Below are 13,403 nucleotides of genomic sequence, written 5' to 3'. Positions count from 1 at the left end.
AATATAGGTTTTTTTTACCCGTTTAGCAAGGCCAGGGCGGTTTCCTTATCTTGGTGTAATTGCTGGCGCAGGGCCTCTATGCCGTTAAAATTTTCTTCGGCCCGGATGTAAGAAATAAAATAAACCTTAATTTCCTGGTGGTAAATATCGGCGCTAAAATCAAAGATATTTACTTCTATGGTTTGGGCAGTGCCACCTACAGTTGGGTTGGTACCAATGCTAAGCATACCGCCGTAAACCTGGTCTTTTATTTTAACTTTTACCGCGTAAATACCTTGGGCTGGTATTAATTTATGGGTATCGGCAATGGCAATATTAGCGGTGGGGTAGCCAATGGTGCGGCCTAATTGCCGACCGGCCACTACCTGGCCCGTAATACTGTAGGGCCGGCCTAAGTACGTATTGGCGGTTTGAATATTGCCTGCTTCCAGGGCTTTACGAATACGGGTAGAGCTTACCGCAATATGATCAATATCCTGGGCCGGAATTTCCTCTACCCGGAAACCCCAAGCCGGGGCGTGTTGCTGCAAATAAGCAAAATTGCCTTCACGGTTTTTACCAAAGCGGTGGTCGTAGCCAATTACCAATATTTTAGTCCGGATGGTTTCCAGCAATATTTTCTGAATATATTGCTCAGAGGTTAATGCCGCAAATTCTTTGGTAAACGGAATAATTAAAAGATAATCTATCGGGAAGGCAGCCAGTTGCTCTATGCGTTCTTCTATGGTAGAAAGCAAGCCCAAAGGGCTTTGGTTGGCTGCATCTAATACCAATCGCGGGTGAGGCCAATACGTAACTACTACACTCTGGCCATTGGTAGCCCGGGTAATTTCGAGCAGCCGCGCAATTATTTTCTGATGACCTATGTGAACACCATCAAAAGTACCGCTGGTGACAACCGCCTGCGGAAGCTCCGGGAAATCCCGGATATCACGAATGACGTTCATTTTCTAACATTTGTTTACGCAGTTCCAGAATGTCGGCTACGGTAAGGGCTTGGTCTAAGGTATAAGGGCCAATACGGGTGCGCACCAATTTAGATAAATGCGCGCCACACCTTAATTTTTCGCCGAAATCGCGGGCCAGGCTGCGAATATACGTGCCTTTGGAGCATACCACCCGGAAAGAAACCAGGGGCAAGTCGATAGCCGTTATTTCAAAAGCTTTAATTTCAATGGTTTTGGCTTTAATTTCGGCACCTTCGCCACGACGGGCCAAGGTGTAAGCTCTTTCGCCGTTAATTTTTACTGCTGAGTAAATGGGCGGAACCTGCTCTATAAAACCAGTAAAATCTGTAGTAGCCGCCCGGATAACTTCTTCGGTCAGGTAACTAATATCCTGGGTGGCATCTACTTCGGTTTCTAAATCAAAAGAAGGGGTGGTTTGCCCTAAAGTAAAATGGCCGGTATATTCTTTTTCCTGCGCCTGAATTTCTTCTATCTTCTTCGTGAATTTGCCGGTGCACAAAATAAGTAAACCTTCGGCCAACGGATCTAAAGTACCAGCGTGGCCAATTTTTTTTATGCGTAAAATATTGCGGACTTTTTTTACTACATCAAAGGAGGTCCAGGTAAGGGGTTTGTGTACCGGCAAAATCTGTCCGTTTTCTAAATCTAACTGCATGCCTACATTTCTAAATCAATACCCAGGGCCAGCATAATTAATATAATAGCACCTACCACAATGCGGTAATAACCAAAAATTTTAAAGCCGTGGCGGGTAAGAAAACCAATAAAAAATTTAATGGCCAGCATGGCTACTACAAAGGCCACCACATTGCCCAGCAACAAAATCTTTAAATCGTTTGCCGCAATAGCCTCGAAAGAAGCCGCAATTTTGGCGGTATTAAATTTAAGCAAGTCGTCTTTGATATCGAGGTGCAGAAAATCGGTTACAAACTTATAACCGGCGGCCGCCAACATGGTAGGAATAGCCAGGAAAAATGAAAATTCGGCGGAGGCTTTCCGGGAAATACCCTGGGCCAAACCGCCAATGATAGAAGCGGCCGAACGGGAAACACCGGGCATTAAGGCGATGCATTGCGCTAAACCAATAAAAAAGGCTTGCCGGTTAGAGGGGGTGCTGTGGGTTGCATCGTTGTTAAACCACTTATCTACAAACAGTAATACAATGCCGCCCAGAACCAACGAAATGGCTACCGTAATAATACTTTCGAGCATTTGGTCGATAATATCGTTCAGGGCCAGGCCTAACACCAACGCAGGTATAAAAGCAATAAATAATTTTTTGTAGAAATCTACGGATTGAAAAAAACGCTTCCAGTACAGCACCACTACTGATAAAATAGCGCCAAACTGAATATTTACCGTAAAAACTTTGGTAAACTCCAGGGAGCTGATGCCTAATAAACTAGAAGCAATAATCATGTGCCCGGTAGAAGAAACAGGCAAAAATTCAGTTAAACCTTCTACAATAGCTAAAATAACGGCGTACCACCAATTCATTTATGCGTCTTTTCGGTCCTTAACCATTATGGCAAAAAACTCTACAATAAAGCCAGCAAACACAATAAGCGGCCCTAATGTTAAGCCCAGAAAACCAAAGCCGTAAGGTTCTTTGTCCAGGGTCATGATAATAAAGCCAACAGCTAACAAAGCCAGGCCCACAAACATCAGGATGTAATTCTTTCGGCCGAAAGCAAAATCATTTTTTTCTTCCATTTCTATATTATTTAGATAAAGGATAAAAGAATAAGGAGTTGGAATCGTTTTTCTTTTATCCTTTGTGCTTACTCTGTTTTAATATAAATCATCGAGCGACATGCCCAGGTATTTTTTTATAGCCCGGTAAGAACTGATAAAGCCTAGCAAGCTACCCAATACAATTAAGGAACCCAATACAATGCCTATTTGCAGTTCGTCGCGTAAAACGTATAATTCGTTAATTTGGTAATAAGCATACTGGAGCAAACCCAAAAGTAAAATAGAGGCCAACAAGCCACTTAACAAGCCCTGAACGGTAGCCCGGTTTAAAAAAGGCCGTTGGATAAAGCCAGACGTGGCACCCACTAATTGCATACTTCTAATTAAAAAGCGTTGCGAAAACAAAGCCAATTTAAGCGTATTGTTAATTAAAATTACTACCGCTAGCACCAGTATGGCGGCAAAGCTTAATAAAATAATGCTGAGTTTCCGGATGTTTTGGTTTATAGAATCGATCAGGCTGGCCACATACTGCACTTCAAACACGCCCGGAATATTTTCTAAATCTTTTTTAATTTTAGCCAGGTTTTGCGAGTCAGCAAAATCGGCGGCAATATTTAAAATATAAGCATCGCGGAGCGGATTTTCGCCCAAAAAGTTAAGAAAGTCTTCGCCGGTTTCTTTTATAAATTCTTTGGCACCTTCTTCTTTTGAAAAGAATCGGACCTGGGCCTTTTGGTTTTGGTAGGCAATATATTCTTTTTTGGCCAAGGTTTTTTGCAGGGCAGCCAGTTGGGTTTCGGTTAGGTCCCGTTCTAAATAAACCTGCACCTCAATACTTTCTTTAACTATATTGGATAATTTACTTGCATGAATAAGTAAAATCCCAAACAAGCCAATTACAAACAAGGCCAGGGTTATGCTAAAAATAACCATCGCATACGGATAGCTGCCAAGTTTTTTCTTCCGGGTGGGTTTAATCTGATTAGATGCCATACGCGCTTATTGGTGCAAAATTAAGAATAAAAACTACAGTTTATGCGGCTTTTATTTATTTAATATCTTCGTAACGGATATCGGAGTCTAGTATTACGCGTTCGCGTTGCTGCTGGTAACGGCGGCGTAAGCGTCGCCGGGCAAATAAATCGCTGAAACGGTTAAACTGCTCGGTATGCAATATACTGACGTTGGTAGTAGCGGTATTGGTGGTACTGGCAAACCGGCGCTGCGAGGTTAAATATTCCATCCGGAGCCGGAGTTTGCCATTTTGCCCCAGGTAATATTCTACGCGCCAATCGCCGGCAATTGAATTATTGGTGCCGTATAGGTTGCTGGGGTTGTCGGTGCCGTCGGTTAAATTGCCGTTGTTAATGCCGCCTTCGCGGGTTACACGCAACCGCCCTTCTAACAAACTATAACTTAAACGCACCTGCAAGTTACGCAAAGCTACCTGGTCGAGGCCGCTTTCGCCGTTGCCCGCCATTAACCCAATATCTACCTCCAAATTAGAATCTACCTGCGATAAAAAGTTGCCTAATTGGTTGGTTACTAATTCGCTTAAGCTGCCGGTTATACCTTCTTCAATGGCGCTGCTGCCAAAACTGTTCCGTTCGGAGAGCCGTTTTAAAATAAGCAAACTAAATACCTGGCGGTTGAGCTCGTCCTGGTCGTTGCGCAAATCGGCAAATACCCGGGCTAACTGGGTTTCTACATCGCTGGGTGCGTTCCGGAATTCCAAATCCAGGTTTATTTCGGGGGTAAGTAAATTGCCGGTCAGGTTCATAACGGCCATAACCGGAATACGGATGTTACTTAAAGTCGCATCGTTGTTTAACAGGCTTTGCGGAATTAATACGTTTTGCGTGTAAGTAGCCGTAATATTCATAATGCCGGCATACGGGTCGCCGTTCCAGGTAATGGTACCGCCCGGCCGGATTACAAATTCTTTATTTATTAAATTATACAAAGTAAAATTATAGGCACCCCGCACAATTTCTACCTGGCCATCCATGGTAAATTCGCCGCGGGTATCAATATTCATGCGCAGGCGGCCATCGCCGGAACCCCGTACAATGTCGCCGGAGGTTTGGTCCAGGATAATTTCGATGTACGCATCGGGGGTAACCTGCAAATTAAAGTTTAGGTTTATGCCCGCTAAATTTACCTGGTCTTTGGCTGCAATGGGTACTACAGCAGTAGTATCTGAAACATTGCGGTTTACAAACCGGATAAAGTTCTGGCGGGTAACCGTACTACTGTTGTCGAGCGGAATAGATAATTTGGTACCGGCTTCGCTGCGGGCATCAATATTTATTTGCAGGTTGGTTGGTGAGCCCAGTACCGTGGCCGAACCGGTAGCTACTGCTGTACCATAATACAATTGGTTTTGCTCGCGGGTAGTATTCAGCACCATTAAACGCCGGAATTCGCCGCGTAAATCCAGAATCATGTTTTTAAAACCCTGGTGAATAATGCTGCCGCTAACGGTTCCCTGGTTATTTAGCGCATCGCGGAGTTTTACATCCCGGAACGTAATATCATTTTCGGTAAAATAAATGCGGTCGGTAAAAGTGTAATAGGTATTGAGGTAAGTAAAGTTAAATTTCCCGTTGGTAACCAGCACGGAGCCCGCCAAATTGGGTCCGGTTAGCGGCCCGGTAATCTTTACCCGGCCCGCCATGGTACCCGACATATCGTTGAAAAGCGAATTTAAAAGCGGTTCTACCAGTTTTATAGGGGCTTCGTCCATGATAGCCAATAAATCTAATTGGTTTCTTTCATTGGCCGGGTTAAAATAACCACTCACATTCAGCACTTTCATGTTGTTGCGGTTAATTGAAGCATCAATACCCAACCGATCGCCTACGTTGTCCCAGTTTGTTGTACCGGTTATTAATCCCACGTAATAGGTATCCATGTAAACGGAGTCGGCGTTTAGTTTACTCGTAACTTCTACCTGCCGGTAAATATCGCGGGCGGTAAGGTCGGCGTTTAAAAGGCCCCTTATATTGCTGTTAAACAATGGATTCAGGTTTTCCAGCCGGAAATCAGAAATTTTAACGTTTAAAGCGGAAGTGGGGTCCTGCGACAACATACCCGCCACACTAATGCGCTGGTTTTGGTGCGAAATTTCAAAATCTTTAAAATTTATTTCTTTACCTGATCCTGCAATTTCTATAACGTTGTTGGGTGTAATGCGCCAGGGTTTATCCAGTACATTAATGTCGGAATTGGTAAATACTACTTGCAGTTTATTTTCCAGGAAAGCCAGATTACCGCTTAGGCTTACCCGGTTGGTAGCGTTTACCTGGGCTACATTGGTGGTAAACCCAATTGAGCGGTCGCTCCAAACACCTTCTAAGTATAGATTTTCGGTATTAGCGCCCGTAGAGAGCACTTGCCGGCCAGAAGTAATAAAAGCATTGGCCAGTACATCGGGGCTGTAAGGCAGTTTAGAAGTGTTTAATTCAATTTCGTTCGTGATAAACTTGTGTTTTTTGTAATACAAGGTATCGGTATGCCCGATTAAAGTTAAAATGGCGTTGGAACCCTGCCGGAAACTACCTTCCAGGTGGCTATTATCCGAAATGCCCATATCCGGGGCAAAAGCTTTTATAATGCCGTTAAACTCTTTCAGGTGCACATAATAATTTAAATCGTACGTGGGCAAAGAAGTGCGTTTTTTGTTTTTGTAATAAGCCGCAATAACAGGGTCGTTGCTTTCAAAGTTGAGCCAATATTCGCGGTACAAAACTTTTAAATCTTGCAGCAAGGTGGTGTAGTCCCAGGTGCCCGAAGCTTTCAGGTCGGCTACTTCCGAGTTAATATCCAGGGTCCTTTGGTCGCCGTTTAGCGCCGAAACCAGCACCACCGAATCGGTGGGTACCACGTAATCGTTCAGGGTTAAAAGGGTATTCGAAAAATGCGCCCGCCCCACAATTTCGTCGGGTTTAAGCCCCTTAAAGTTTAATACGGCCTGGGTTTGCAGGTTTATTTTCTCTTTCGTGAATTTTAAAGCCCTTAAATCCAGGTGCCGGATGTCGGCTACTACATCATAGGCTGGGTTGGCTTTATTTAGATTAATATCGCCTTTGGCAGTAAGGTTTACGTTGGGGTCGCGAATGCTAAAGTCGCCGGTAAAGGTTTGTCGGCTCAGGTTGGCCTTGGTCTTAATATTGCGGTAATTGTAGCCCATTAAATGAATGGCCTGAATGGTGGCATCTACCTGCACGCGGGCCGTTGCTAAATCAAACCCGGTACCTTTTACCCGGCCATCGACTGACACCGTGGTGATAAGTTGCGGCGTATTAAGTAGTTTGCCTAAATTAAAATTATTGCTTTTTACATAACCGCTGTACGATGATAAATTGGTACGGGGATTGATTTTAAGGTTTACATCCGAAACTACATTGCCCAAAGCCGTACTAAAATTGCCATTGGCCACAAAATCGTAGTAAAAACCAATAAAACTACCGTTTAATTTTACCGTGCCCAGGCGCTGGGCCATTTGGTAAGCTTGTTTGGGTAAGTAGGGTTTAATATCGGCGGCATTTATAGTAGATGGTTTTAAATCTAGTTCTACAAACGTTTCTTTAATTTTTGGTAATCCCCGGGAGCTTACATTGCCTACGATGTGGGTGTTTTTGCCGTAATAAACATCCAGGTTTTTGGCGTAAAACCGGTTTACCCTACCTGTTACCTCACCGGTAATTAATATCTGGTCGTGCAAATCTTTTACCTGGGGCGCAAACATGGCTACATCGTCGGAGTAAATGCGCGACGATTGAAAGCGGCCGGTAACTTTTACGCTATCGTTAAAATTTACAAAATTCCCAAAACGGCGATAATCAAAACGAACGTAATTGGCTAGGTTACTTTTACCCAGTCTTAAGTTCAGGTCTTTAAATTCCCAAAAGGTGGCCGCATAGGTCATGTGGCTGCTGAGCTCGTGCACCCGGGTTTTGGTGCGGCCCTCGGTGGTACGCAAATCGGTAATTTTGGCCTGTAACGTATCGCCCAATACAATATCGGTTATTTGGGCGTAAATGCTATCGGCAATTAGGTGCTGGTAATCAATGCCCGATTTGGCCAAAGGTTTATTCTGGTCGTCGTAGGTAAAGCGCCCGTTTTTAAGGGTAACGGCTTCAATGTCAAAATCAAAAGGCTTGCTGGTGGTAGTGGTGTCTTTTTTGGTCATGAGCCGTTTTAAGGCTTCCATAAAAGAGCTGAGGTTAAATTGTTTTGTGCCGGCATACCGTACCAGGTTGGCCTGGGGGCGATCCAGGGTTACATTATCGAGTTGCAGCCGGTTGGGTTTTAAGATATTAAAATAGTTAATATCGGCATCAACCTGGTTCACCGAAAATAAAACTTCGTTCTTATAATCGAGTACCTTAACTTTGTTTAAAATTACCTGATCAAAAAACTTTATATCTACGCTCCCGATGCTTACTTCATGACCAATTTTAGCGGATATAAGAGAAGCCGCTTTGTGTACGACCCTGGTTTGTACCGACGGAATCCGGATAGCAATCATAATTGCGCCAAACAGGAGCAGTAGAAAAGCAAATAAACCTAAAATAAATTTCAGGAATATTTTACCAACTACCCGAAGGTTAAATTTCTGATTTTCCAATTAAATATGTGTCCTACAATTTTAGCAATTGAGTCTTCCTGCGATGATACATCGGCCGCTATTATTAAAGACGGCAAAATGCTGGCCAATATTGTGGCTACGCAGGCAGTTCATGAGAAATACGGGGGAGTTGTGCCCGAGCTGGCTTCCCGGGCCCACGAGCAAAATATTATTCCGGTTGTTTCTCAGGCCTTGCTTACGGCAAATATAACAAAAAGTGAGTTAAACGCGGTGGCATTTACCCGGGGGCCAGGTTTATTAGGCGCTTTGTTGGTAGGTTCTTCTTTTGCCAAAGCCTTGGCATTGGCACTGAATATTCCGCTTATAGAGGTAAACCACATGCAGGCCCATATTCTGGCCCATTTTATAGACGAACCTAAACCTGCTTTCCCGTTTTTATGCTTAACGGTAAGCGGCGGGCACACCCAAATTGTTTTGGTAAAAAATTATTTAAACATGGAAGTACTGGGCCAAACCACCGACGATGCCGTAGGCGAAGCCTTTGATAAATCGGCGAAATTATTAGGGTTGCCTTATCCCGGAGGGCCGTTGTTAGATAAATTGGCCCAGGAGGGTAATCCTGATGCCTATAGTTTCCCAATAGTAAACATGCCAGGTTACGATTTTTCGTTTAGCGGCATCAAAACTTCAATCTTAAATTTCTTAAAAAATAACAGCTCCCAAAATCCAAATTTTATCCCGGATAACCTGCAAGATATTTGTGCCAGCATACAGCAGGCGCTTATTCTAACCCTGATGAAGAAACTGGTTTTGGCGGCAAAAGAAACCGGTATAAAAGAAATTGCCATTGCGGGCGGCGTGTCGGCCAACTCGGGTTTGCGGCAAACTTTGCAGGCGTATGCCCAAAAATACAAGTGGCAAACCTACATACCTGCTTTTGAGTATTGCACCGATAATGCCGCTATGATTGCCATGGCCGCGCATTTTAAATATTTAGAAGGAGCCTTTACCGACCAATATGCCAGCCCCGACCCTCGTTTAAAATATTAATAAGTGCGTATAACCAGATTATAAATTATTTTAATCTTGTTATAGCTAATCGGCAGCTTATTACCATCATAAATATTAGTAGCTAGGCTGAACGGGAATGACCCGTTAACATCTAAACAGCCTCCGGAAATACTTGTGAATAACAGAAGCTACAAATTAGAACATTTATTTGGGCGGGCAGCAATGAAAAAGCAACCCAAAAATTTTGAAAAAAGAAAATTAAGCGAAACTTTTGAACCCTAAGCGGTGCGTAAATGGCAAAGGAAAAAGACAGAATAAAAAAAACGGTAAATATTCAGAATCGCCGGGCTTCTTACGAATACCATTTTTTAAATAAATATACCGCTGGTATTATGTTAACCGGTACCGAAATAAAATCGGTGCGGGAAGGAAATGTTAATTTAACCGATGGATTTTGTTCTTTTCTGGACGGCGAACTTTGGTTAATACAGGTGCATATTGCCAAATTTACCGAGGGTACTTATAATAACCACGAACCAACCCGCACGCGCAAATTATTGCTAAATAAACGCGAGTTAAACCAGCTTAAGAAAAAATCGGAAGAGCAGGGCGTTACCATTATACCAACCCGGTTATTTATTAACGAAAGGGGCTTTGCAAAAGTAGATATTGCTTTGGCCAAAGGTAAAAAGCTATACGATAAGCGCGAAGATATTAAAGAACGCGATGTAAAACGCGAAATGCAGCGCGAACGCTATTAGACACTAGCGTCTGGATAAAACCAATCAAAAAAATGCTTTAGACTACCTTTTTTATTAAAGCTGTTTCGTGTTTCGGAAATGGCAGGAACGTTTGCCCGGGCCGCTTGTATTCACCGGCAAGTAGTCGGGCAAAAGCTAAAAGATTGGCGGCGATAACACCACCCATAATAGTTGTTAGCCCATTTAGGAAAACACGAAACAAGTTCTATAAAGCGCGTCTAAAAATCTACTATCTAAAATATAACTATAAAAAAATTGGATTACGGAATTTGTGCTTTGAGCCATGTGCCGGTCAGGAGTGAGCCCAGCGACAAAAGTGAATTAATTACGGAGTTGTTCTTTGGGGAATGCTACGCCATTCTGGCGCAGCAAGGTAATTGGCTGCACGTACAAAATGCGCTCGATTTATACGAAGGCTGGATAGATTATAAACAACACCTGGCTGTTACGCCAGATTATTTTACCGCCTGGAAAAGTAAAATGCACCCCCGCACCCTCGATGTGGTGCAAACAGTAAGCAATGCGCAGGTAAGAATCCCGATATTATTAGGGAGTACCTTGCCCTTTTTTGATGGCATGAATATTACCATTGGCAACCAGAAATATTTATTTAACGGACGCGCCTCTAACTTAAACCAGCCGGTAAAAGAAAATTTTCTTAAAAAAATTGCTTTAGCTTTTTTAAAAGCGCCTTACGTGTGGGGTGGCCGTTCGGTATTTGGGGTAGATTGCTCGGGTTTTGTGCAGCAGGTCTACGGTATTTGCGGCTACCAATTACCCCGCGATGCCTGGCAACAAATTTCGCACGGCCAGGAAGTACACTTTGCTACCCAAACGCGCCCCGGCGATTTAGCTTATTTTGATAATGCCGAAGGCCGGATTGTGCACGTAGGTTTAATGCTCGACGACAACCAGATTATACATGCTTCCGGCGAAGTGCGCCTAGATACCCTCGACCACCAAGGTATTTACAACCGCGACCGCAAGCGCTATACCCACCAATTACGGCTTATCCGGCGCATTTTTAAAGATCTGTAAATTTTTTAATCCTTTATTTTACCAACCTTTAGGGTGATATAAACCAACTACTCCGGCACCTTTGCGTAAGACAGATGGTAACAAATATTTACCATTATGGCTATTTCAGAAGAAGATAACAAAAATACGTCGGACCGGACGAACAATATATACGACAAAGATTACCGGGAGCAAACCAACGAAAACCGGCCGGACCCCAGCGCCAAACGAAATGTGGGCTTAGGCGGTGAAACCGAGCGCCGGGGCCAAAAAGACAAATTAGAAAACCTGCATATTGGTGGCAACGAAAGCACCGGCTACGGTGCCAATGACCCCGATAACATAGAGGCTACCGCTCAAGGGCCCGGTTTTGAATTTGAAGGAAGTTACGACGAAATGGATGGTAGCGTAAACGGCATCCGGGCCAACGAACAACCGTTTGGCAGCAACGAAACCGAACCGAACGAAAACGAAGAAGGTTATAAACGCATTTAGCTGTTTTTAAGAAGCTGTTCCACATTTGTTTTCGAACAGGAAAAATAGTCATGGGCGGTGTTATCACCACCCATGGCTCTTTTTGTTTTTATTAAGGTATTAAAGCACCTTATATAAAGTAAATCTTCATCCTCGGAAATTAAATTATACTGGTTAAGAATTACTTCTTACGGATTAGTCTGATAAAGCTATATGGGTAAAGATTTTTTTCGTCGGGCTGGTGGTCTTCTCGCCACACTTCTTCCCACTCATTTTCGGAGAGTTCCGGGAAATAAACATCCCCTGCAAAAGTGGCTTGTATCTTGGTCAGGAAAAGGGTGTCTATTTCGGGTAAGGCTTCTTTTAATATTTCGGCTCCGCCAATAATAAAAATATCATCGTGTAAAGCTTTACCGGCCGCAATACCCGCCGCAATAGAATTAACCACAATAGCGCCGGGTTGTTCGTAACCGGGCTGGCGCGTAATAATAATAGAGGTGCGCTGGGGCAGCGGTTTGCCAATCGATTCAAACGTTTTGCGTCCCATTAAAATGGGGTGGTGCAGGGTAGTGGCCTTAAAAAATTTAAGGTCGGCGGGTAAATGCCAGGGCAGTTTATTATCCTGGCCAATTACCCGGTTCTCCGACATGGCAAATATTGATGCAATCATTTTAATAATTTGTGTAAAGGAATGAGAGGCAACAGTCTAGAAGCCTATATTTTAAGACCAATGCGCGAAAACTGGTAAGGTAAAACTTGGATAAATCTTTAAAGCCATTTTTTTAATTGAACCTGTTTAACCTTTTTAAATACATCTATCAGTTTGCCCTTGTCGGGTGTTTTTACCGGCAAGTAGTTGGGCAAAAGCTAAATAATTGGCGGTGATAACACCACCAATGGCCGTCAATGGGCATCAGCGTAATAAAAACAAAAACAGCTTTAATAGTTAACTTAGGTTTTTAACCGGTAACCTCTTAAAAATTCTTCTACGCCCATGCGTTTTTTGCCTTCCAGTTGTAAATCGGTAATGTTTAAAGTGCCCTGGGCGGTAGTAACGTGCAAGTAATTTTTGCCGTTGCTGGTAAAGGTGCCGGGGGTAACCGTATTATCCGGCGTATCTTGAATTACTTCGGCCCGGAATATTTTTAACGTTTTGCCGTCGAGTAAAGTCCAGGCCGTGGGGTACGGCGATAATCCCCGGATAAAGTTCCGGACCTGTTCGGCGGATTGCTGCCAGTTAATCTGGCAATTTTCTTTAAATATTTTAGGCGCTTCTTTTAATTCCTGACCTGTGGGTTGGGGTTGGGGTTGTACGTTGCCGCTGGCAATGGCCTGGACCGTTTTTAAAGCCAAAGCGGCTCCGGCGAGTTTTAATTTTTCGTACAAAGTGCCAAAATCATCGTCGGGGGTTATGGGTAATTTGTCCTGAAGCAGCATGTCGCCGGTATCTATCTGGTGGCGCAGGAAAAAAGACGTGACACCGGTTTCGGTTTCGCCGTTAATTAGGGCCCAGTTAATAGGGGCCGCCCCCCGGTATTGTGGCAGCAACGATGCATGAATATTAAAAGTACCTAATTCCGGCATTTGCCAAACTACTTCCGGCAGCATCCGGAAAGCCACAATAATTTGCAGATTGGCCTGGTAGCTGCGTAGTTCTTCCAGAAAAGACTCGGCTTTTAGGTTGGTGGGTTGCAAAACCGGAATGTTCTGGCTTACCGCGTATTCTTTTACCGGCGATTGGGCCAGTTTCAGACCGCGACCGGCCGGTTTATCGGGAGCTGTAATAACTGCCACCACCCGGTAATTATTTTCTACTAAGGTTTGCAGCGTAGGTACGGCAAAATCGGGCGTACCCATAAATATTATTCTTAAATCCGGCAT

General features: G+C 43.7%; 12 protein-coding genes. 4 read left to right on the top strand and 8 right to left on the bottom strand.

Annotated features, from left to right (window positions below; translation table 11 throughout):
* Nucleotides 1-14: 14 nt before the first annotated feature.
* The 6 genes from ACO1R6_RS23580 to ACO1R6_RS23555 form a co-directional block, all read right to left on the bottom strand.
* A complete protein-coding gene (locus tag ACO1R6_RS23580; RefSeq protein ID WP_486267991.1) occupies nt 15-947 on the bottom strand; it encodes a bifunctional riboflavin kinase/FAD synthetase in 933 nt (310 codons plus the stop codon).
* Complete coding sequence (gene truB / locus ACO1R6_RS23575; RefSeq protein ID WP_486267989.1) at nt 931-1,623, bottom strand: tRNA pseudouridine(55) synthase TruB; 693 nt, start codon at nt 1,621-1,623, stop codon at nt 931-933. Before truB ends, ACO1R6_RS23580 begins: the two co-directional genes overlap by 17 nt.
* 2 nt (nt 1,624-1,625) lie before the next feature.
* A complete protein-coding gene (locus ACO1R6_RS23570; RefSeq protein ID WP_486267987.1) occupies nt 1,626-2,465 on the bottom strand; it encodes an undecaprenyl-diphosphate phosphatase in 840 nt (279 codons plus the stop codon).
* Complete coding sequence (locus ACO1R6_RS23565) at nt 2,466-2,681, bottom strand: DUF3098 domain-containing protein (protein WP_486267985.1); 216 nt, start codon at nt 2,679-2,681, stop codon at nt 2,466-2,468.
* Between the two features lie 78 nt (nt 2,682-2,759).
* Nucleotides 2,760-3,659 (bottom strand): cell division protein FtsX, encoded by a 900-nt coding sequence (locus ACO1R6_RS23560; protein WP_486267983.1) that lies wholly within the window; start codon nt 3,657-3,659, stop codon nt 2,760-2,762.
* A gap of 55 nt (nt 3,660-3,714) precedes the next feature.
* Entirely contained in the window at nt 3,715-8,298 is a 4,584-nt protein-coding gene (locus ACO1R6_RS23555) for a translocation/assembly module TamB domain-containing protein (RefSeq protein ID WP_486267981.1), read from the bottom strand.
* A gap of 6 nt (nt 8,299-8,304) precedes the next feature.
* Here ACO1R6_RS23555 and tsaD point away from each other — a divergent pair, with 6 nt between their 5' ends.
* From tsaD to ACO1R6_RS23535, 4 genes are all read left to right on the top strand, one after another.
* Nucleotides 8,305-9,309, top strand: a complete 1,005-nt coding sequence (tsaD, locus tag ACO1R6_RS23550; protein WP_486267979.1) for a tRNA (adenosine(37)-N6)-threonylcarbamoyltransferase complex transferase subunit TsaD — start codon at nt 8,305-8,307, stop codon at nt 9,307-9,309.
* A gap of 254 nt (nt 9,310-9,563) precedes the next feature.
* A complete protein-coding gene (gene smpB, locus ACO1R6_RS23545; RefSeq protein ID WP_486267977.1) occupies nt 9,564-10,031 on the top strand; it encodes an SsrA-binding protein SmpB in 468 nt (155 codons plus the stop codon).
* A 255-nt stretch (nt 10,032-10,286) separates the two neighbouring features.
* Nucleotides 10,287-11,069 (top strand): C40 family peptidase, encoded by a 783-nt coding sequence (locus ACO1R6_RS23540; protein ID WP_486267975.1) that lies wholly within the window; start codon nt 10,287-10,289, stop codon nt 11,067-11,069.
* 96 nt (nt 11,070-11,165) lie between these two features.
* Nucleotides 11,166-11,543: a hypothetical protein gene (locus ACO1R6_RS23535; RefSeq protein ID WP_486267973.1), complete on the top strand. Its 378-nt coding sequence runs from the start codon at nt 11,166-11,168 to the stop codon at nt 11,541-11,543.
* Nucleotides 11,544-11,703: 160 nt separating this feature from the next.
* On the opposite strand, the gene ACO1R6_RS23530 is transcribed toward ACO1R6_RS23535, so the two are convergent.
* Together ACO1R6_RS23530 and fmt are read right to left on the bottom strand one after the other, a co-directional pair.
* Nucleotides 11,704-12,192 (bottom strand): dihydrofolate reductase, encoded by a 489-nt coding sequence (locus ACO1R6_RS23530; protein ID WP_486267971.1) that lies wholly within the window; start codon nt 12,190-12,192, stop codon nt 11,704-11,706.
* A 281-nt stretch (nt 12,193-12,473) separates the two neighbouring features.
* Nucleotides 12,474-13,403, bottom strand: coding sequence for a methionyl-tRNA formyltransferase (fmt, locus tag ACO1R6_RS23525; RefSeq protein WP_486267969.1), 930 nt, complete (start codon nt 13,401-13,403; stop codon nt 12,474-12,476).

It is taken from the genome of Adhaeribacter sp., assembly GCF_057359045.1.
This window is presented reverse-complemented; position numbering and strand designations above follow the sequence as displayed.